The sequence below is a fragment of the Polynucleobacter sp. MG-6-Vaara-E2 genome, from assembly GCF_018687695.1.
Classification (GTDB): domain Bacteria; phylum Pseudomonadota; class Gammaproteobacteria; order Burkholderiales; family Burkholderiaceae; genus Polynucleobacter.
The window spans coordinates 358635-379581 of sequence record NZ_CP061303.1 but is presented as its reverse complement, the minus strand read 5'-3'; the positions used below and the strand labels follow the sequence as shown (position 1 = coordinate 379581).

Annotated in this window: 22 protein-coding genes; 10 read left to right on the top strand and 12 right to left on the bottom strand. The window is 45.1% G+C overall.

Annotated elements, in window-relative coordinates:
- Positions 1–232: 232 nt before the first annotated feature.
- Positions 233–1426 carry an MFS transporter gene (locus ICV38_RS02025; RefSeq protein ID WP_215382102.1) on the top strand — a complete coding sequence of 398 codons (1194 nt, stop codon included), beginning with the start codon at positions 233–235 and terminating at the stop codon, positions 1424–1426.
- Here the strand turns inward: ICV38_RS02025 and ICV38_RS02020 are convergent.
- Positions 1423–2439 carry a DUF6352 family protein gene (locus ICV38_RS02020; RefSeq protein ID WP_215382101.1) on the bottom strand — a complete coding sequence of 339 codons (1017 nt, stop codon included), beginning with the start codon at positions 2437–2439 and terminating at the stop codon, positions 1423–1425. The two genes, ICV38_RS02025 and ICV38_RS02020, sit on opposite strands and share 4 nt — an antisense overlap.
- A gap of 74 nt (positions 2440–2513) precedes the next feature.
- Here ICV38_RS02020 and ICV38_RS02015 point away from each other — a divergent pair, with 74 nt between their 5' ends.
- On the top strand, positions 2514–2861 hold the full coding sequence (locus ICV38_RS02015; RefSeq protein ID WP_215382100.1) for an FKBP-type peptidyl-prolyl cis-trans isomerase: 348 nt from the start codon (positions 2514–2516) through the stop codon (positions 2859–2861).
- 61 nt (positions 2862–2922) lie between these two features.
- Here the strand turns inward: ICV38_RS02015 and ICV38_RS02010 are convergent, their stop codons facing one another.
- Positions 2923–3912 carry a transglycosylase SLT domain-containing protein gene (locus tag ICV38_RS02010; RefSeq protein WP_215382099.1) on the bottom strand — a complete coding sequence of 330 codons (990 nt, stop codon included), beginning with the start codon at positions 3910–3912 and terminating at the stop codon, positions 2923–2925.
- Positions 3913–4414: 502 nt separating this feature from the next.
- On the opposite strand from ICV38_RS02010, the gene ICV38_RS02005 reads away from it, so the two are divergent.
- The gene (locus tag ICV38_RS02005) at positions 4415–5452 is read left to right on the top strand and encodes a DNA/RNA non-specific endonuclease (RefSeq protein WP_215382098.1); all 1038 of its coding nucleotides are present in this window, start codon (positions 4415–4417) and stop codon (positions 5450–5452) included.
- Here the strand turns inward: ICV38_RS02005 and ICV38_RS02000 are convergent.
- A complete protein-coding gene (locus ICV38_RS02000) occupies positions 5444–5680 on the bottom strand; it encodes a DUF3820 family protein (protein WP_215382097.1) in 237 nt (78 codons plus the stop codon). The two genes, ICV38_RS02005 and ICV38_RS02000, sit on opposite strands and share 9 nt — an antisense overlap.
- A gap of 151 nt (positions 5681–5831) precedes the next feature.
- On the opposite strand from ICV38_RS02000, the gene ICV38_RS01995 reads away from it, so the two are divergent.
- The 6 genes from ICV38_RS01995 to ICV38_RS01970 all read left to right on the top strand — a co-directional run bounded on the left by ICV38_RS01995 (position 5832) and on the right by ICV38_RS01970 (position 9634).
- Positions 5832–6746: a DUF6662 family protein gene (locus ICV38_RS01995; protein WP_215382096.1), complete on the top strand. Its 915-nt coding sequence runs from the start codon at positions 5832–5834 to the stop codon at positions 6744–6746.
- Between the two features lie 14 nt (positions 6747–6760).
- Positions 6761–7312, top strand: coding sequence for an FMN-binding protein (locus tag ICV38_RS01990; protein ID WP_215382095.1), 552 nt, complete (start codon positions 6761–6763; stop codon positions 7310–7312).
- The gene (locus ICV38_RS01985; RefSeq protein WP_251368181.1) at positions 7272–8144 is read left to right on the top strand and encodes an FAD:protein FMN transferase; all 873 of its coding nucleotides are present in this window, start codon (positions 7272–7274) and stop codon (positions 8142–8144) included. The genes ICV38_RS01990 and ICV38_RS01985 overlap by 41 nt, the downstream gene beginning before the upstream one ends.
- Before the next feature lie 119 nt (positions 8145–8263).
- Positions 8264–8569 carry a hypothetical protein gene (locus tag ICV38_RS01980; RefSeq protein ID WP_251368180.1) on the top strand — a complete coding sequence of 102 codons (306 nt, stop codon included), beginning with the start codon at positions 8264–8266 and terminating at the stop codon, positions 8567–8569.
- A gap of 28 nt (positions 8570–8597) precedes the next feature.
- Positions 8598–9416 (top strand): sulfite exporter TauE/SafE family protein, encoded by an 819-nt coding sequence (locus ICV38_RS01975; RefSeq protein WP_215382093.1) that lies wholly within the window; start codon positions 8598–8600, stop codon positions 9414–9416.
- A 59-nt stretch (positions 9417–9475) separates the two neighbouring features.
- Positions 9476–9634, top strand: coding sequence for a hypothetical protein (locus ICV38_RS01970; protein WP_215382092.1), 159 nt, complete (start codon positions 9476–9478; stop codon positions 9632–9634).
- A gap of 70 nt (positions 9635–9704) precedes the next feature.
- On the opposite strand, the gene ICV38_RS01965 is transcribed toward ICV38_RS01970, so the two are convergent.
- The 6 genes from ICV38_RS01965 to ICV38_RS01940 form a co-directional block, all read right to left on the bottom strand.
- Complete coding sequence (locus tag ICV38_RS01965) at positions 9705–10433, bottom strand: ABC transporter ATP-binding protein (protein ID WP_215382091.1); 729 nt, start codon at positions 10431–10433, stop codon at positions 9705–9707.
- A gap of 31 nt (positions 10434–10464) precedes the next feature.
- The gene (locus ICV38_RS01960) at positions 10465–12393 is read right to left on the bottom strand and encodes an ATP-binding cassette domain-containing protein (protein ID WP_215382682.1); all 1929 of its coding nucleotides are present in this window, start codon (positions 12391–12393) and stop codon (positions 10465–10467) included.
- Between the two features lie 2 nt (positions 12394–12395).
- Positions 12396–13274 carry a branched-chain amino acid ABC transporter permease gene (locus ICV38_RS01955; RefSeq protein WP_215382090.1) on the bottom strand — a complete coding sequence of 293 codons (879 nt, stop codon included), beginning with the start codon at positions 13272–13274 and terminating at the stop codon, positions 12396–12398.
- A 138-nt stretch (positions 13275–13412) separates the two neighbouring features.
- Positions 13413–14597: an ABC transporter substrate-binding protein gene (locus ICV38_RS01950; protein ID WP_215382089.1), complete on the bottom strand. Its 1185-nt coding sequence runs from the start codon at positions 14595–14597 to the stop codon at positions 13413–13415.
- 144 nt (positions 14598–14741) lie between these two features.
- Positions 14742–15629 carry an EamA family transporter gene (locus ICV38_RS01945; RefSeq protein ID WP_215382681.1) on the bottom strand — a complete coding sequence of 296 codons (888 nt, stop codon included), beginning with the start codon at positions 15627–15629 and terminating at the stop codon, positions 14742–14744.
- Positions 15630–15675: 46 nt separating this feature from the next.
- Entirely contained in the window at positions 15676–17295 is a 1620-nt protein-coding gene (locus tag ICV38_RS01940) for a GMC family oxidoreductase (RefSeq protein WP_215382088.1), read from the bottom strand.
- A gap of 142 nt (positions 17296–17437) precedes the next feature.
- Between ICV38_RS01940 and yjgA the strand changes: the two genes are divergently transcribed.
- Positions 17438–17965, top strand: a complete 528-nt coding sequence (yjgA, locus tag ICV38_RS01935) for a ribosome biogenesis factor YjgA (protein ID WP_215382087.1) — start codon at positions 17438–17440, stop codon at positions 17963–17965.
- On the opposite strand, the gene ICV38_RS01930 is transcribed toward yjgA, so the two are convergent.
- From ICV38_RS01930 to ICV38_RS01920, 3 genes are read right to left on the bottom strand one after another with little or no spacing between them, the layout of a single operon-like run.
- Positions 17962–19050 carry an acyltransferase gene (locus ICV38_RS01930; protein WP_215382086.1) on the bottom strand — a complete coding sequence of 363 codons (1089 nt, stop codon included), beginning with the start codon at positions 19048–19050 and terminating at the stop codon, positions 17962–17964. The two genes, yjgA and ICV38_RS01930, sit on opposite strands and share 4 nt — an antisense overlap.
- A gap of 38 nt (positions 19051–19088) precedes the next feature.
- Positions 19089–19688 carry a cytochrome c gene (locus ICV38_RS01925; protein WP_215382085.1) on the bottom strand — a complete coding sequence of 200 codons (600 nt, stop codon included), beginning with the start codon at positions 19686–19688 and terminating at the stop codon, positions 19089–19091.
- Positions 19685–20911 (bottom strand): sorbosone dehydrogenase family protein, encoded by a 1227-nt coding sequence (locus ICV38_RS01920; protein WP_251368179.1) that lies wholly within the window; start codon positions 20909–20911, stop codon positions 19685–19687. Before ICV38_RS01920 ends, ICV38_RS01925 begins: the two co-directional genes overlap by 4 nt.
- Between the last annotated feature and the right edge of the window lie 36 nt (positions 20912–20947).

Here is a 20947-nt window from a genome sequence, read left to right as displayed (position 1 = left end):
TTTCCTCGATATTGATAAATTTACAGAGTCAGGTTTTTACCCTGCCACCCTCATATTCCGCATTTTGCAAGTCGCTTTTAGCTGACGTTTTGCCAATGAGGCGAGACTTCGATTTTAAATCATTGGGGTTGTCAAAAATGGGGGTTTTGCACCCCAAACACGCAGATAAACACCAATTTAAGGGAATTCACCGAGTCAGCTGAACCCTGCAATTCCCCGTAAACTGCAAGCCATGACTAGCAAGCACCCTTTACTCAATAAAAATCTTGTCTTGCTGATTCTTTGCCAGGGCTTGTTCCTGACCAATAACGTCACGTTTATCGCCATTAATGGCCTAGTGGGTCTGAGCTTAGCCCCCATTAGTTGGATGGCTACGCTGCCGGTCATGGGCTATGTAGTTGGTGCAGCCTTTTCCACCTCTATCGTCGCCAAATCTCAAAATCGTTTTGGACGAAAGATTTCATTTCAACTTGGTCTATTGGTAGCAATGCTATCTGCCTTGTTGTGTGCCTATGCAGCACTGAGTAGAAATTTTTGGCTACTCGTTCTAGGCACTTTTATTGCGGGCTACTACAGCGCCAATGGACAACTCTACCGTTTTGCTGCTGCCGAACTTACCGAAGCTAGTCAACGGGATAAAGCAGTTTCTTGGGTTTTAGCTGGCGGCATTCTAGGGGCAGTCATAGGACCCAACCTCGCCTCTTGGACAAGAGACTTCTTCAGTACTGCTTTTTTGGGTGCCTACCTTACGCTATCCATTGCAGCCCTCATCGGAATAGGTGTGATGCAGTTCATTCACTTTCCCGAAGAATTTAAAACCCAGCATTCGCTATCGGATGGGCGCCCACTCAAAAGCATTCTGCAGCAACCCGTATTTATGGTTGCTGTGATTGGCGCATCTCTAGGTTATGGGGTCATGAATCTGCTCATGGCTGCAACACCTTTGGCCATGCAAATTTGCGGCTTACCTTTTTCAGATACTGCTCTGGTATTAGAGTGGCATGTCATAGGGATGTTTGCTCCTGGATTTTTCACAGGCTCCCTCATTCAACGTTTTGGCGCCCTCAAAATGATGGGTGTTGGTGTGTGCCTTAATTTCCTGTGCATATTCATTGCACTGACTGGAGTAGACCTTCATCAATTCCTCATCGCCCTCTTTTTGCTGGGCGTGGGCTGGAACTTCTTATTTACCGGTTCTACTTCATTGGCAATGACTGCTTACCATCCCAATGAGCGTGATAAAGCTCAGGCATCGATTAACTTCTTCGTCTTTGGCACGATGGCCTTCACCTCTTTTGGATCGGGTGCGCTAGTTACCTCACAGGGCTGGAATATCCTGAACCTTGGCTCACTCATCCCTGTGATCATTACAGCTATGGCTCTACTCTGGCTTACTAGTCAAAACAAAAAACAACCGACAGCTTAGGAAGCCTTAGCTAGTGGCAAATTAAATAATAAGTTTTGAGGTTTGAGCTTTAGTTGCTGCTGATCATTCATAGCGATTGCTAGATATACCGGCTTACCTTGCTGCGCCTTAGCCACCGCTGCTTCATCGATAAAATCCAGGCGAAAGAGGCAAATTACTCTCTCGAGTTCTTCAGCATCCAGCAACTCTTTGTTATAGAGCTTATTCAATATCTCAGTCGCAGCGGCATCTAAACCAACATGCCAAGACCATTTAGGATCGTTAATTTGCTGCATTGGGGTGATGCGTACTGCTGCACCTAAAAAATGTTTGATCCACTTTTCGAGCACACGACAAAAATGATTCATTGGTTCATGGCCAAAATTGAGCTGAACCGCATAATCGAAATCTTCATTACGCGCCCAATATTCAGCAGCGTTATCTTCATATAAAACATCTAGATCTGCAGATTTAGTCAACATCGACTTTCCCTTGAGAAGGTCCATAATGTTTCCTGACTCACCAGCTTGGGCATTACGAGCCACCACATCTTCATCAGCACCCATCACAATACTATCTTCCAGTACGGTGATTTTTTGAGCTCGAAAGAACAATTCAGCCATACGCACTTCCAGTGGGTGCGCACTCTCGCCCAGGATATGTCGGACAAAGATCTGCGCTAGCTGCATCACAAATAAGGGGGGTACATCAACGCCATCACCCTTAAATAGGCTCATGTAAAAATTCTCTAATGAGCTTGCAGCCAGTAATCGAGCTCGATAGCGCAACCACACGCGATAGTTTTCCTGAATATCTTCATCTTGCATTGTTGCAATTTCTTGCTCTGTAATAACTGCGCGAGGGTCATCAAGAAGACGTTGGTGTAATGCTTTTTCGGCATCACAGGATTCTGGGACGAGACTCAATTCAGGTCGTTGTAAATACGTCCGTAAAAAATCATCTGTTACCAATAGTTGTCCATCAGAGCTTGAAAGCAATGTTTGATACCCGCAATTGGGCCAGTAATTGGTCATGTTATTTATCGTGCAGTAAGAATCTAGAGCTCAGCATATACTAGCCAATCTATTTTTACCCAATAGGAATAATCATGACCGAACTCAAAAAAATCGATACAGTTGTTGGTGAGGGCAAAGAAGCGACCAATGGCAATCATGTTGATGTGCACTACACCGGCTGGCTTTATGATGAGAGTGCCCCTGAGCACAAAGGCCAAAAATTTGACAGCTCACTCGATCGTGGCCAACTCTTTAGCTTCCCATTGGGTGCAGGTCATGTTATTAAAGGTTGGGATGAAGGGGTTGCCGGCATGAAAATTGGCGGTAAGCGCACTCTTATCATCCCTTCTGAGATGGGTTATGGAGCCCGCGGTGCAGGTGGCGTGATACCTCCAAACGCAACATTAGTATTTGATGTTGAATTACATGACGTGAATTAAACGCCACTCCACCCAAACAAAAAGCCACCCTAGGGTGGCTTTTTGTTTCTTTACTCTGAAATTAAGAACGTAGGTCTTTGCCATTCAGTGTTAAGCGATTGGTAGATCGAGTCTGACAAATACCAATCAGGCGATTACGCTCTGCCATTACCTTATCGGCATAACCGCCATCGTCTTCAGCATTCGCTGCGCCTACATAAAACTTCAGACCATTTCGCAAAGAGCCTGCAGTAGCAATGAGATATTTCAAGATATAGGCGCCCACACGAATATTGACCTCAGGCTTTACCGCCTCTTGAGTCCCGCCATACAGTGCGTACTTATCACGGTGCACTGAAGTCATTACTTGCATGAGGCCTTCTGCACCAGCATGGCTCTTCGTATTTGGGTTGAAGTTGGATTCAACTGAAATCACAGCCAATAACAAGACAGGATCAATATTGACCTCTTTGGCAATCAGAATCGTGTTGGATACGTACTCTTCAATCTTGGAGCGATCAAGGCTATATTTTTTCTCAAAGAAATCCGCTACTGCTCTTTGATTCTGAATCGAGCCCATCAAATTACTATCTAGAGCTTGTGGATCAATCTTGGAACTCGGAATCCGGTCAGCCAAATGGGAGATTGACTTAACCTGTACTTGCGCGACAGAGGGCATTAACAGGGCAACCGCCTGCTGTTTAGCGCCAGATAAACCAGTATTGACGGTCTTAGCTTTATCGTAAATTACACTGGCAATATTGGCATCCGAGATTGTTGCTTCAGAGTCAGGACCGCCAGTCTTGTACTGATCCAACATGTCAAAGCCATTGTTCCAAACAATATGACGCGCCTCATCGGGTACCAAGATACGGGCTAAATCAAAAGCACCGGCATTTGTTCCGTTGCCCGATAGCCAAAGTCCAATCACCATGAATACAGCCACAACGAGTAGACCTTTAATGACTCTAAATACCGGAGCCATAGTTTGGGTCAGCAGTTGTTTGGCTGCCAGCATTGCTGACTGCCCCTCCTGCATCTCACTCAAATTGTTCAATAAACATTTACTCATTCATTTGTTTGCGACACCCCAAAACCGTGCCATTGGTTTATGTTGCACCGCAATATCTAAAAAACATGGGTCATCCTAAAAAGGTTCTTATATCAAGTCAAGAATAAAGAACGGTATTTCAATAACTTTTAGGTCTTGATTTACGGGGGATCCCTTAGACATGACAAAAAATTCATATTTAATTTAGATAAATCAATTACTTATGAAAGTTAGTGAGCATTAATTTCATTTTGTAAAAAAATTCTTAAATGAGGACTTTTTTACTATTTGAAACGAAAAATTGCCTAGAAAAACCATACATCTAGTATTTCAATCGCCCTATATATCTACCAGTAGTATTGCCTACCAAATGCTGCAAGGCATTATTTTAAGGGCCGGAGGGTCTGGGAATCAACGGGCAATGGGTGATTAGCGCTGATTTCTCGTGCACTGAAGAGCTAACTCATGGAGCTACTGCAGAATGTTTTAGGGAAGCTTGGAGTAACCCCTACACTTGTAGGAAATGAAAGCAATTCACATACTTCTAAGGCCTCTATTATTACTGGCCGTCTTACTAGGCCCCGTGAGGGCCTATGCACTCTTTGATGCATGCAAAGATCTCTTTCCAGGCCAACAAGTGCCCGTTACCACCGAAATTGGTCGCGACCTTTGCTTTGATAGCTTTGCGGTGTATTACTCGCCGCAAGATAAAAAGCCTATCTACACGGTAGAAAAACTCAATCGCGAACAATTGCTTGGGCCACATCCACGTAGAACCAATCAGTTTTACGAAGAAGCAAGACTACCTTTTGCAGAGCGAGCCCTACTTTCTGACTACCGTGGGAGCGGCTATGATCGTGGACATAACGCTCCAGCTGGGGATATGGGCAATGAAAGTGCAATGGACCAGTCTTTCTCCCTGGCAAATATGATGCCGCAGGCTAGGCAAAACAATCAGGGGATTTGGGCGAAAAATGTTGAAGAGCCTACTAGGCTTTATGCAAAAAGAGCATCGGGAGATGTTTATATCTTTACTGGCTCTACTGGAAATCAAGGCAGCATCGGCAGGAGTCGTGTCACGATTCCGAGTCACTTGTTTAAATTGGTTTATGACCCCAATCAGAATCATGCATGGGCTTATTGGATAGAAAACAGCAATGAGGCGCAAATGTCTCCGCCGATTTCTTATTCCGAATTAGTTGCCAAAACAGGCATCGATTTTCAATTACCTATTCAGCCTGAGCAGTCTAAGCCTAAACCCACCATTGCCCCTAAAGCCCTACCAAATCAGGGATTGATGGGTGGCTGGTACCCCCTATTTTTCGATGAATACTCAACCGATAAGCTCAATGCTCTGATTGCACGCATTCAAGAAGGTAAGGTGGCCAGTGTTCAGATTCAATATGATCGGAATGGTGAACTCGCTAAAAGAATTGCGACGCAGCTTAAATCGCAAACCTCGCTGTTTGTGAGCCCAATTCAAAGTAGCCCACCAGAATCACCTCGGGTCACTTATGAGCGCAACCGCGTCACTGTCATCGTTCGCTCAAAGTCATTTTGATTTAGCTTGTAAGCCGTGGGCTCTTTGAATAGGGGCTAATAATCCACGCAAGCCATTGTGATCAAGCGTGTGCATTAACTCCAATAGTTCGCCTAGCTCGCCCTTGGGAAACCCCTCGCGTGCAAACCACGCCAAATAGTTTCCCGGCAGATCTGCCAATGCTCTCCCAGCATGTTTACCAAAGGGCATCTTCATGAGTACGAGTTTTTCGAGTGCTTGTAAATCCATTGAAAAGAAATCTTACAAGGGAATTCAAATCGCCCTAGAAATTGAATCATTTATTGAAATATGGTCTTTTTCCTATTTGAGAATCATTCTCATTTGATGATATATTGAGAACCGTTCTCATTTAACTTTCTCAACCCTCTCTCAGAAAACTATGAAATTGACTATTCAAAAACTGATTGCCTTTAGCCTCGTCCTTGCCGCAGCATTGCACCTCTCACTAGCCCACGCCGGGGAAGGAGCCTTTGGCTGGATCTACACCTTAGACCTGCAACCCAAGGGTAAGTGGGAATTTGAGCAACGAGTTCAACTTAATCAAACACAAGCTGCCGGTACATACGATGCTTGGACAGCAAGGACGGAACTCGAGTACGGCCTCACCAATGACTTACAAGTAGCCGGTTATATCAATTCTTACCATACGAATGCCAATCAAAACTACACCAACTCAGAAGCCTGCGGTGACACACCAACCTGTACGGGAGGCTACGGCGTTCCCTCATCACATGATCCCTCCACCGCCTACAGAAAGAGCGGTATTGAAGGTGGCTCTTTGGAGGCGATTTACCGTATTACCAATCCAGTAACTTCACCCGTAGGTGTTGGTCTATATCTTGAGCCTACTTGGGGTAGAAATAAAGATGAGATTGAAGCACGTTTATTACTGCAATCAAACTTCATCGACGATCGCCTAATACTTGCAAGCAACGTTGTAGTTGCAAATGAGCGTCTCAAATTTATTGAGAATGGCAACGTGCCTGAATCTATGCTCGATATTTTGGTTGGGGCAAGCTATCGATTTGCACCCAAATGGTCAGCTGGGGTTGAAGCACGTTTTCATAACGACTATTCAGAACTCAATTTACGCAATCAAGTACAACGCGCAACCTTTGTTGGTCCAAACTTGCACTATGCCGCTAAAGACTGGTGGGTGACCGGCGCTTGGCGCTATCAGCTTGCAGGTGGTACCTGCATGGGTGGCGGTGAAGCTGAATGCTCAAATGCCCGCGTATGGGATAGCCACTCAGTCAATGAATACATTCTCAAAGTTGGCTTTCCTTTGAATTAAAGAGATAAGAAAAAATGATCGATTGGAAACCAAATCCATATGCTGTAGCAGGGCTCGCAATGCTAACAGCACCCATCATTGCTCAGGCAAAAATTTATATCTCGAGCGAACAAGCTCAGCAAATTCTTTTTCCTAACAAAGCAATGAGTAAATCACCCATCATCATTAGTGATGATTTACAAGAAAGGATGCGGACAGCCTCTAGTATTCGCCATCCTTTCCAGGGTGATCGTATTTGGAGATCCGCAGATGGTGGTTGGCTGGTGATTGATGAAGTCGTAGGTAAGCATGAAATGATTACCTACGCCGTTGCCCTGAACGCTAGGGGCAGTATTTTGGGTATTGAGATTCTGGAGTATGTTGAATCTTATGGCTATGAAGTGGGTGATCAACAGTGGCGCAAGCAGTTTGTTGGTAAAACAGTGAATGATCCCATCAAACTGAATCAAGATATTCAAAATATTGGTGGTGCAACACTTTCCTGCAAGCACCTCACCGATGGCGTAAAGCGGGTCACCGTTCTATATGACTTGGCACTCAAGAACACCCCCATCAAATCAAAATGAGCGCTGCATGATCACCCGCTGTAAGCCCTTGCTTGGAACCTTTGTTGAGATCTCTGTTGATCAGGGAGCTCAACAGACTGCCATAAATTACGCCTTTGAGGCGATTGAACAAATTCAAGGCTTAATGGGTTTTCATAATCCGTCTAGCGAACTCAATTACATCAATCGCTATGCTCATCACAAAGCAGTGGATATCCATCCTTGGACAGCACAGGTACTTCGCACTGCAAAAGAGGTGAACCGTTACTCTAGGGGTCTCTTTAACTGTGGCATTGGTCATCGTCTAGTTGCTGCCGGGCTACTACCGCGTCATATTGACTTCACCAATCACAATCTTGGTGGCATAGAGGATATTTGCTTTCTTACGCCTGAACTGATTACCTCTTCGCGCCCAGTCTGTTTGGATCTTGGAGGAATTGCAAAAGGATTTGCAGTAGATATGGCAGTAAAGATTCTGATCTCAGAAGGCGTGAGCTCTGGCATTGTCAATGCTGGAGGAGACTTAAGGGTATTTGGAGATATGCACACTCCGATCCATATTCGTAACCCTAAAAATCCCTCAGAACTTCTTGACATTGGCTCTATTAGAAATGCTGCACTCGCTACAAGTAGTCTCTATTTTGCAAATAGAGACCAACAGCAAAGTCATCTGATCAACCCTATAGCCAATGAAGTGGCTGAGATCTATGTGCAATCTTCTGAGTCCTATTCAATTTTGGCAAAAGAATGTGTCTACGCTGATGCGCTCACCAAAGTCCTAGCCATATCAAAGCAAGCCAATCATCCCTGCTTTGCAAAATTCTCAGCCCAAGCGATTCGGATTGCCATATGAGTCGATTAGGAAAAATGCCAAACTGGCAGAAATGGTTTGTCACTCTAGGGATCTTAAGCTGCTCATTGAGTGGGAGTATTTACTTGATAGGTAATGAGTTTCAGATTCAGCGGTCTCTCATGGGATCTCACAATATTTTGGCTATACATGGGGTAGCGGCCATGCTGGCGACTCTTGCACTTGGCTCTGTTCTACCCTTTCACCTCAAGGCGGGCTATAAATCCAGGCGGCAATGGATTAGCGGCTTTGGTCAACTAGGCTTTGTATTGATTCTCCTCACTTCTGGAGCGCTACTCTACTATGGTCCAGAAGGGATCCGGGAAGGAGTCATTGATGTGCACTGGATAGCTGGGCTAGTCTTTTTTGCCATTTTTTTATGGCACAGTATCTTTAATATACGGATCAAAATTAGCTTAGATAAATAAAGCCATTCGCACTATAAAATGAAGTGCAATGGACCACTCAATACTCATCAGCCCTGCATTGGGAATGATCGTCGGAATCCTCATGGGACTCACCGGCGCTGGCGGCGGAATTCTTTCTGTTCCGCTTCTGGTTTTTGCTCTTCACATGAATATGGTGGATGCCAGTCCCATTTCTCTGTCGGCAATTGCACTCGCAGCAGGCGTAGGTGCATTGATAGGGCTCAAAAATAAACTATTGCGCTACAAAGCTGCTATCTTTATGGCAATCTTTGGAGTGATTTTGGCTCCTGCTGGTTTTTGGTTGGCAAATCAAATTCCCAATGGTCCTCTTCTACTCATTTTTAGCGCAGCCCTCTTTTACTCTGCATTTAATCAATACAGACAAGCTCGAAAAACATCTTTAGGAATTGTTGATCCACCAAGAAAACCACCCCCTTGTTTAATAGATCCCTCAATTGGAAAGCTATATTGGAATGTGTCCTGTGCCAGAGCGCTTGCTCTTACTGGCGGTTTGGCCGGCTTCTTATCAGGACTTTTAGGAGTTGGTGGTGGCTTCATCATCATTCCTGCATTAAAACGCTATACCAATTTAACTGCGCAATCGATCATTGTGACCTCCTTAGGTGTACAGGCTCTGATCTCTGGCGGAAGCGTGATCTTTTCTGCGGCAACAGGTGGATTTAATTTCTTAGTAGCCGCACCATTTTCTCTTGGTGCATTGGCAGGGCTACTCGTAGGCTTAGCAATTAGCAAAAAGCTCAGCGGGCCTCGCTTACAACAAGTCTTTGCCATCATGGTTTTTGGTGTAGCAGTAAGTCTCACTATCAAAGGTTTGCATGGTTTATGAAAAGACCACTGCTCTCGATTCTTTATATTCTGATATTCAGCCTTTTAGGGGTCATGCTGATGTCAGTGATTAAACCAAGCACCTTTTTATCCACGCCTCTCAGAACCGTTTCGGGCACGGTAAGCAATCTTCATCATGAGCTCTTGGAATACATCAATCCCGAGAAACCGACCCACGATCACTCATCGGTCTATTGCAAGCGCTTCCTTTGTCTCTAAATTCATTAGGCAATAAAACAAAAGAAAAAGCCCTTCAAAAAGGGCTTTTTCTTTTAATGGCAGTGACTGCTTAGTGGCCGCCTGCACCACCCAAGTAGGCTGCTTTCACAGCAGGATCATCTTTGAGTTTTGCAGCAGGGCCATGTGTTGCGATCTTGCCGTTCTCTAATACATAACCATAGTCAGCAACATTCAAAGCTGCTGCAGCGAACTGCTCGACCAGTAACATGGTCACGCCTTGTGATTTGAGGTTAGAAATAATCTTAAATACTTCTTCAACCAAAATTGGTGCTAGGCCCATGGATGGCTCGTCCAAGAGAATAATTTCTGGGTTGAGCATCACAGCACGAGCCATCGCCAACATCTGCTGCTCACCACCGGACAAGGTACCTGCTAATTGATTGCGACGCTCTTTTAAGCGCGGGAACATCTCGAGAGACTTTTCTAAGTCATTCTTGATATCACCCTTTGGGCGGCTTCCCGTAAAGCGAGGAAATGCGCCAAGCAATAAATTGTCAGTCACTGACATGGTTGTGAACACGCGACGACCTTCTGGGCTATGTGCCAAACCTAAGCGAGCAATCTTATGAGAGTCGTAACCATCGATTTTTTCACCACCCAAGATCACTTCACCAGCGGTTGGCTTGATCATGCCGGTGATAGCACGCATAGTAGTCGTTTTGCCAGCGCCGTTAGAGCCAATCAACGTAATTACTTGTCCCTTAGGAACATTAATATTGATGCCGTGGAGGACTTTGACTTTGCCGTAGCCTGCTTCAAGATTCTTAATAGATAACATGGTATTTACCGATTCAATATTGTTCTAGTGATTAAGTACCCAAGTAGGCATGAATCACCTTCTCGTTTGCCTGAACTTCAGCTGGTTTACCTTCTGCAATCTTTTGACCGAAGTCCAAGACAGAAACGGTATCGCAAACTGACATCACCACGTCCATATGGTGTTCGATCAGGATGAATGTAATGCCGTTATCACGAATCTTACGAATAATGCGCAAGAGTTCTTTGATATCAGGAGCAGTCAGACCAGCCGCTGGCTCATCCAAGAGGAGCAATTCTGGATCAAGCGCCAATGCACGCGCAATCTCCAATAAGCGCTGCTTACCGTATGGCAAGTTACGAGCTTCTTCATTTGCTAAGTCATCTAAGCCAACGAACTTCAGGAGCGCCATTGCGCGAGCGTACGCTTCGGCCTCCTCTTTCTTATAGCGTGGCAAGTGCAGTGCAATTTCCAACATATTAGATTTGAAGGTGTGATGCAAGCCAACCAAAATATTTTGGATCGCAGTCATCTCACCGAAGAGTTGTACGTTTTGGAAAGTACGTGCGATACCAGATAAGGCGATATCAGAGGAAGTCTTACCAACTACTGTTTCACCTGCATACAAAACATTACCTGCAGTTGGTGTGTAGATACCAGTCAAAACGTTCATCATAGTGCTCTTACCAGAGCCGTTTGGCCCGATCAGACCATGAATAGTGCTACGCTTGATGCTCAAATCAACATTGTTCAAGGCCTTTAAGCCACCAAACTGCATCAAGATGGAATCAACCTTGAGAAGTTCTGCGCCAGCGTTTTGATTACCGACAGCACTAATAAAGCTGATGGAGTCATCCACCGCTTCAGCATCTCCACCACGAGTTGTTTTTGCTTTGCCAGCAATCGATTGGTAGAAGCTCTTCGCAAAACCAACAATACCGTTTTGCAAGTAGTACACCACTAACAAAATCATGAAGCCGAAAATACTCAAACGCCAGTCAGAGATACTGTTCAGCCAGAATGAGAATGCAGCCAAACCAACAACACCAGCAATAGGAACTGCAACGCGTTTTGGAGTAGTGACTTTCTTAGAGAGCGCCATAGCTGCACCCACTACTACGACGATCGCAATAATCGATGCAACGATGCGGAACAAATTAATGTCGTCCAATAGTTTTGGTAACAACACAATAATTGCTGCACCAATCACTGCGCCAAGGCGTGACTTACGCCCACCCATGATGATGCCGAGCAAGAACAGAACTGCAAGCTCATTGTTATAAGTATTAGGTGAGATGTATTGCTCTGAGTATGCGTACAAGCAACCAGCTAAACCAGCAAAGGCTGCGCTGATCACGAATGCAATCACCTTAAAGCGGTATACGGAAACACCCATACAGTCACAGGCAATCGGGCTATCGCGCAATGCTTCAAAGGCACGACCAATTTGAGACTTCACAAAGCGGTCAACGACGATCAAAGACATGATCAAGATGGCAGAAACCATCCAGAAGTACTCAGCCTTCGTCATTGGCACGCCCATCAGTTCTGGCTTAGGAATCTTAATGCCCAATGGACCTTCAGTCATCCAAGTCATCTCGTTAATGAGAATTTGAGCAATCGTTCCGAAGGCCAATGTCACCATCGCCAAATACGGTCCGATCACCTTCAGTGCCGGCAAGGCCAAAATACCGCCGAAGATCGAGGTCACGACGATAGATGCAGGAATGGTTCCCCAGATAGTCCAGCCAAAGTGGAAGTACAAAACACCAGCAGTATATGAACCAATGCCGAACAAGGCTGCGTGACCTAAGGAAACCTGACCTACATAACCCACCACGATGTCCAAACCATATAACAAGATGGTGTAGATCAGAATCGTTTCAACTAGGTGAATGTAATACGGGTTGTGAATAAACAGGGGCAAACAAAAGAGTGCCGCAATCGCAATTAATATGGGTAATAGAGACTTCAATTTCATCATTAAACTTTCTTAATTGCAGATTTGCCGAAGAGGCCAGATGGTTTGTATGCCAATACGAGCAATAACAAAATCAAACCTGGAACATCTTTGTAACCAGTAGAGATGTAAAAGCCGGTAGCAGTTTCAACAATACCTAAAATCAAACCACCAACAATAATTCCGAGACCACTAGAGAGGCCGCCAATAATCGCAACAGCGAACGCTTTCAAACCTAAAGCGCCGCCCATGGTTGCGCCAGTCAAGGTCAAAGGTGCAATCAATACACCTGCAAATGCAGCTGTTAATGAAGACAAAGCGTAGGAGAAAGTAATTACCACGCTGGTATTAATACCCATCAAGCCAGCAGCATCGCGATCGTTTGCTGTGGCTACCACCGCTTTACCGTAGATGGTTTTGCGATTAAAGAACTCAACTAATAACATCATTACTAAAGCGCCAACCACCACTAAGATTTCCATTGGGAGAATATTCGCGCCCAAGAAATTCATTGGCTCCATTGGCAATGGTGATGGGAATGGCAAAGCATCACGGCCCCAAATATTTTCAGCAACGTTTTTGAAAATAATACCAAGTGCGATGGTCGACATAATCCAACCAAACTCAGATTTAATTTTGATCGCAGGACGAACGCCGATCAACTCCACAAAGCTACCTTGCAACATACCGAATAAACACACCACTGGAATCATGACCCAGTAGTTCATTCCAAAGGTATCCACACAAGTTAAACCGACCAGAGCACCCAACATGAGGGCTTCACCCTGTCCGAAGTTCAATGTGCCTGAGGTAGCAAAAGTAAGCTGGAAACCGAAAGCGATTACCGCATAGATCATCCCCACCGCGATACCGCTTGAGAGGATTTGTGCAAGCATGTCCATTTTGTTGGCCTAAATATACTTAAAACTGTTTTATTAACGAATCCGACATTGTAAGCAAAACGCCGCTTTTTGGGCGGCGTTTTGCTTTATCAATTGTTGCAGTGCAGAATAATTTATCGCCTGCAGATCGAAGGTGGATTACTTCTTCTTAGCAGTTGCGTCCTCAGCATTCAAGAACTCAACGCGACCGTTCTCAACTACGCCCATGACAACGTCTTTAGCCTTAATAGCTTCATGATCATTTGCAGAGAATGGCTTGTTGTAAGTAATCACAACGCCATCAACTGGAGCCTTGAGGTCTTGCAATGCTGCCAAGATCTTTGGTCCTTCAGTGCTATTAGCTTGCTTGATCGCTGCAGCCAAGAGGTAAACAGAGTCGTAACCTTGAGCAGCAGAAACTGGTGAAGCAATGTTGTTATTTTTAGGCTTGAACTCTTTTACGTAAGCATCTTGGAAAGACTTACGCTTAGGAGTGGTAGATGGGGATTGAATATAAGTTTGTGGCATTGTTGCGCCGTCACCATTCTTACCTGCTGTATCAATAAAGCTCGCCATAGACAATGTCCAGCTACCGATAATGGGTTTTTTCCAGCCCAACTTAGCCATACCATTAGCAATTTGCGCCAACTCTGGTCCGATTGCGTATGTCAAAACTACATCAGCACCAGCATTTTTTGCCTTAAGCAATTGTGCAGTCATATCAACGTCACCAATGTTGAACTTTTCAGTTGCCACTGGTGTTACGCCATAGGTCTTCAAAGCCTTCTCTAAGTCCTCACGACCTAATTGGCCGTAGTTTGTAGAGTCAGCCAAAATCGCCACTTTCTTCAAGCCACGCTTCTCAACGGCCTCTTTAGCAACCATTGGCGCTTGAATGTTGTCAGCTGCAGCATTACGGAAAACATAGTTTTCTGGTGCGTTAGGAAATTGCTTAGTAATAATGGAACCGGTTGCAACGTTATTCAATACTGGAATCTTGGCATCTTGGTAGAAACGCTGTGAAGCCAATGCAACACCAGTGTTGATGTAGCCTAAAGTTGCTACTACTTTTTCATTGTTGATCAACTCTTGCGCAATTTGCACGCCACGCTCGTTTTTGGCTTCATCGTCACGCTCGATCAAAACGATCTTGTTGCCGTTGATACCACCAGCAGCATTGATTTCTTTTGCAGCAAGGCGTACACCGTCACGCATACTGACACCCATTGAGGATGAACCACCAGTAAACGGACCTGCAACGCCTACCTTGATATCGGCAGCGTTAGCGCCTGTTGCGAGCAATGCAGCAGCTGCTACTGCAAAAATGTGATGACGAATCTTCATAAAGTCTCCATGACTAAAAGTGCTATTAAATAAATATTTTTATAGGTACTACAGATAACGAATAGCTATCTTACTGTTAATGCAGAGGCAAAAAAAGGGGGCTCTATTAGGGTTTTACATTAGCCCCAAAAGACCATAAATCGCTCAAGAAAAACGGTGTTTTAGCTTCTCAAAGAGGGTTGGCCAGAATAAATTGACCACTAAGCCAGTGATCACTAACCCCGCAGCCAAAATCTTCCATAGAGGCAAAGACTCACCCAAGAAATAAGCGGCTGCCCCCATGCCAAAAATGGGTACTAACAAGGGTGCGGGAGCCACCACAGCTGCCGGGTGCTTAGAAAGCAGCCATGCCCAGGCGCCGTACCCAAAGATGGTGTTCCCCCAGGACTGCCAGAGCACACCAAGCCAAGCCCCTATTGGCGCAGAGGCTAAGAAGGCCTTCATGGAGCCCCAGCCACCCTCAAATACCCAGGAGATCACAAAAAGCGGGGGAATGGCAAAGATGCTAGCCCAAACTACATAAGAAAGCATATTGATTGCGCCAGCACGGCGACTGGTCGTATTGGCTATACCCCAAGAAAAGCCTGCAAACACCACCAAAGCCAAGCCTAGAAAAGTCGTCGTTGCATCTGTGTGCACTGCAATGATTCCTAGTCCCGTCATGGCAATAGCTACTGCAATAGCCTGATACAGCTTTAGTCTCTCTTTGGCAAAGAGCATGGCAAAACCAATGGTGAAAAACACCTGCGTCTGAATGACCAGAGAAGCCAAGCCAGGAGAAATGTTTCCATCAATTGCGTAATACAACACACCGAATTGCCCTACCCCTACTGCCACGCCATAAACACAGAGATTGATCCATGAAACTTTTGGTCTTGGCAAAAACAATGCGGCAGGCAAAAAAGCAAATAAGTAACGCAAACCAGCAAACAAAAAAGGTGGGAAGCTGTCTAGCGACATTTTGATCACAACAAAGTTGGTGCCCCACACTGCCACAATTGCTAGCGCCAGTAACAAATGACTTACTGGCAACTGGTAACTCAGTTGTTTATTAATTTGCTTATTGACTTGCTGAGAGCTATTCACGTGTGAGCAATTCCGCTACGCGCTCTGCGATCATCATGGTAGGGGCTGCAGTATTTCCTGAGGTAATCTTTGGCATCGCAGACGCATCAACTACGCGCAACTGATGAATGCCTCTCACCCGAAGTTGAGAATCTAACACTGCCATTGGATCATCATCACGCCCCATTTTGCATGTACCTACAGGATGAAAAATTGTTGTCCCAATATCGCCAGCAGCTTTAACCAACTCTTCATCACTTTGATATTGGATGCCAGGTTTATATTCCTCTGGCGCATAAGGAGCAAGCGCAGACTGCTCCACGATATTACGAGTCAAACGCAGAGATTCGGCTGCCACTTTGCGATCTTCATCAGTAGATAAATAATTTGGATGAATCGCTGGAGGGGCTTCGGGATCGGTTGACGTAATATGCACATTGCCACGTGATGTGGGACGCAAATTGCACACACTCGCAGTAAATGCATTGAACGAATGCAAGTCTTCACCAAATTTTTCTAGCGATAGAGGTTGCACGTGATATTCCACGTTAGCGCTCTTTTGATCGGGAGAGCTATATGCAAAGGCGCCCAGTTGTGAAGGCGCCATCGACATAGGGCCAGAGCGTTTTAATAGATACTCCAAGCCAATCATCAACTTGCCAAATAATGAGTTGGCTTTAGTGTTCAAGGTTTTAATACCATTGACCTTATAGACCATGCGTAGTTGCAAGTGGTCTTGCAAGTTTTCACCAACGCCTGGTAAATCAGCAAGCACTGGGATGCCGAGCTTGTTCAAATGAGATGCAGCACCAATACCAGATCGCTCCAGTATTTGCACACTACCAATTGCACCAGCACTCAGAATCACCTCGCCCTTTGAATTAATTGCCGCCTCAGTACTTATTCCATTCTGGCGATATTCAACACCATAACAATTTTTTGTTACTGGATCGATTTTGAGTTTTGTCACAATCGCTTCTGTGAGCACGGTCAAATTGCTTCGCTTAACAGCATCTTTTAAGAATGCTTTTGAAGTATTTAATCTCCAGCCCTTACGTTGACTCACATCAAAATAACCTACGCCAAAATTATCACCGCGATTAAAGTCATCCGATGCTGGAATGCCCGCCTCTACTGCGGCATCCCTAAATTTATCCATGATGGGCCAACGCAAGCGTTGCTTCGATACGGTCCACTCGCCGCCTTTGCCATGCCATTGGTTGGCATCACCGTGGTAATCCTCAAATGATTTGTAACGTTTGAGTGCATTTTCCCAAGACCAGGCTTCATCTCCAGTGGCTTGCACCCAAGATTCATAGTCGCCCGCTTGACCACGCATATAGATCATGCCGTTGATAGATGAGCATCCGCCAAGCACACGACCACGGGGATATAACAGCGAACGGCCATTAAGGCCTTTTTCTGCAACAGTCTTAAAACGCCAATCCGCCCTTGGGTTATCAATGCAATATAGATACCCCACCGGAATATGAATCCAAATGTAGTTATCGTTCTTGCCTGCTTCAATCAGCAATACCTTTTTTTGGGGGTTTTCAGTCAAACGCTTAGCCAACATGCAACCCGCACTGCCTGCTCCGATGATGATGTAGTCATAAGTATTTACTTGAGTCATGATCTGTAAATCAGATAAAAATGAGCGATCCCCGAAATATGTTCTGTTTTATTGCTGCACTACCTTATCGCTCTATTATTCACCAAACTCCAAAATTGAACATCTGGGTCATACAAGCCCAATACCCGTCTAAAATAGCAGCATGCATATTAATGAGAAAAATCGCACTCCCAAGCTTGCTGAAGAAGATGAAGGCCCAAGCAAGTCTGAGTTAAAGCGCCAAATGACCGAACGCCAGAAATTGGCGGAAGTATTGGCAGCTTTGAGTAGCGACGCCCTCAAAACGATTCCTCTTGATGAGGCCATCAAGACAGCGATTGCCGAAACGAACAAGATCAAGAGTTTTGAAGCGATTCGCCGTCATAAGCAGTATTTAGGAAAACTCATGCGCTTTTTGGATGAAGCAGAGCTTGAAGCAATCCAAAAGCGCTTAGATACCATTCAAGGTGTAAGTAAGGCGGAAACTGCCAAGCTCCATTTCTTAGAGAGCTATCGCGATCGACTGATTGCCAATGACGAAGCATTTACCAAAATGATTGAGCAATATCCTGATATGGATATTCAGAACATGCGCACACTCATTCGGAACGCGCGCAAAGAAAAAGAGCAGAACAAACCGCCCAAAGCTTATCGCGAAATCTTCCGCGTCTTAAAAGATATGGGTCTTTAAAGTTTGAAGTTGCGTGACGGCACTTCAATCCAACGATAGAGTAAATTTGCAGTAGCCCAGCTAGAGGCAAGCGCAATAAATATCAACGCAATTGCTAACGCACCATCGTGCCGCTGACTCATACCCCATCCAATGTATAAAGTGTTAGCCAGCAAGACAAATGAGAAGTGAATTAAAAAGGCGCAATATGATCTGCGACTTCCCCAAAGAATTCCGTTCACTAATTTATGCACTTTAGATTGGTGTTGAGGACGCTGATGAATCTGTTTTTGATCCTTATAAGCCCAGTCGCCAAAAAGGATAAGTGCAATGGCAACGATATAAGCGAGTATGTTTCGCAACCAAAACTGCTGAAAGCTCGAGATAATTATCACTAACCCAATCGTTAGCATCAAGATTTTGGCAGAACGATTGACTGATTGATCAGGGTAGTTTTTGCAGAGCTGGGCTAATACGCCCAAGCCATAGGCGCCGATGAAATAAATAAAGTAGTTCTCATATAAGCCATCTCGATTGAAGTACAACAAGGATGCAACACAAAGTGGTAGCAACATCCAAATCAGAGATCGTAAGCTTGGAAACATACTCAGCATGATGGCCAAAATTGCATAGAGCTGCCAGTCGATTGCAACATACCAGACGCCTGCAGATATGGAATCTAAACCTAAGATACCTTGGAGGAAAAATAAGTGGGCTAAGAATTGACCCAAGGTTTCTGATTCGCCGACGAATTCATCTTGCACCCAAAAGCGCGCTACCCAAGCGCAAGCAATCGTCACGAGTAATGCCATAACATAAGGAGTAAATAAGCGCAAGTAGCGATTGAAAATCGTTTTGAGAACAGTTTGGGGATTTTTTAAATCACCAGCACGTGTAAGTGATTGAGCAGCTAGGTAACCGCCCATCACCAAAAAGATCTGCACTGCATAGCGCCCATACTCAAACAACCATGTCATGATTCCTGGTAACAGACTGTGAGCATCCTGCGCAATTTGGCCGTAGCTCGAAAAATGATGGAGGATGATTATTAAAGCAGCAAATGTCTTTAAGAAATCAACGAGAAGGAAATGGTTTTTGGACTGCAAAGAGGCAACTTACTAAAAGGTTCATGAGAATGCAGCCTCTAGTTTAGTGAAGCGGCATAAGCAGCAATCGCCTCGATATCCTCATCACTTAAACCACGCGCCGCGCTACCCATTGTGCCATCCATATCAACTCGGCTACCAGAACGGATGTTCTTTAATTGCGTCACGATGTATTCAGGCGATTGGCCAGCCAAACGGGCGATGTGCTTTTGTCCCTGCAACTGTGCCCCATGACAAGAATTGCAGTACTGAGCACTCGATATTTGTTGACCTTTTGCAATCTTCTCTACATTGCCAGATTTAGCTGGCGGCGGAGGCAGAGATGCGTAGTAAGCAGCAATATCGCGCATGTCCTGATCGCTTAAAGGCATAGCTAATGCTTCCATTGCACCACCCTTACGCTGTTGTCCTCTGAACTGGATCAATTGATATGTGATCGATAGTGCTGGCTGAGCTGCAAGATTCGGAATCTCTGGTGCAATGCCAATACCGTTTTCACCATGACAAGCAAAACACGTTTGTGCCTTTGCTTTACCTGCGACTGCATCAGGTGGAGCAGCGTAGCTATTGCATGACAGAAAGAGAGAAGTAAAAAAGGCCACCCCGAGGATGGCCTTAGTGCTAGAGATCAATTTCATTTGCCGTAAGAAACGCGGAAGATTGCGCCAGTCTCATCATCTGAAACTAACATAGAACCATCTTTGAGCATTTGCACATCGACTGGACGACCCCAGAAATTCTCGCCATCCAACCAACCAGTAACAAAAGGTTCGGCTTTCACAACTTTGTTATTGGAATCGAGCACTACGCGGACCACTTGATAGCCAACGCGTTTTGTTTTATTCCAAGAGCCGTGTTCAGCAATAAAGATGTTGCCTTTGTATTCAGCTGGGAATTGTTTGCCGTTATAAAAGCGCATACCCAAAGCAGCAACGTGAGCACCCAAATTGTAAACAGGCTTGTCAAACTCATCGCATGAACGGCCTTTACCAAACTCAGGATCCAAGAAGTCTCCTTGATGGCAATGAGGGTAACCAAAATTCATACCTTTTGGACGTACCAAACGATTGAGCGTATCGCCTGGCTTATCTTCTGCAACCCAGTCACGGCCATTATTAGTGAACCAGAGTTCTTTTGTACCAGGTTGGAAGTCCATGCCAACACTGTTACGCACACCAGTTGCCACTGTTTCCAAAATATTGGTTTTGAGGTTCAAGCGAACAATCGTCGCATGAGTTGATGGTGGCACAACAATATTTGCTGGTGTGCCAATTTGGAAATACAAATACTGTCCATCAGGACTGAGCTTCATAAACTTCCAACCATGTGGCTCATCCTTAGGGAGTGCATCAAACACTACTACCGGGGCAGGTGGGTTATCTAAGTTCTGCTCAATATTGTCGTAACGAATAATGCGAGAAAGTTCAGCAACATAAAGTGAGCCATTAGTGAACGCTACGCCGTTTGGACGATGTAAACCTTTAGCGATAGTTTTGACTTCGCGCTTACCGTCTTTAGTAACGACTGCATACACATTACCTGTAAAACGAGTACCGAGAAACACAGTGCCGTTTGGAGATTCGGTCATAGAGCGACCGTTTGGCATACCAGATGCCCACAGCTCAATCTTGAAGCCAGCTGGTACTTTTAACTTGCTGACGGGAATCTCATCAGCAGGCATTGCAGAAATGCCAGGAGGGTTTGGCGCCAAAGATGGATTCATGCCATCCGGTGTTCTACCCTGCGCCCAGGTTGGCGGAATTGCAGGTGCTGCAGCTGGCGCCGGAGCTTGAGCGCCTGCCAAAGTGGCAACAGCCATACCTGCAGCGAACATCAAAGAATGAATCGTTTTCAATTTCATGGATATGTCTCCCAGTGTTGTTTTTATTGCGCAATT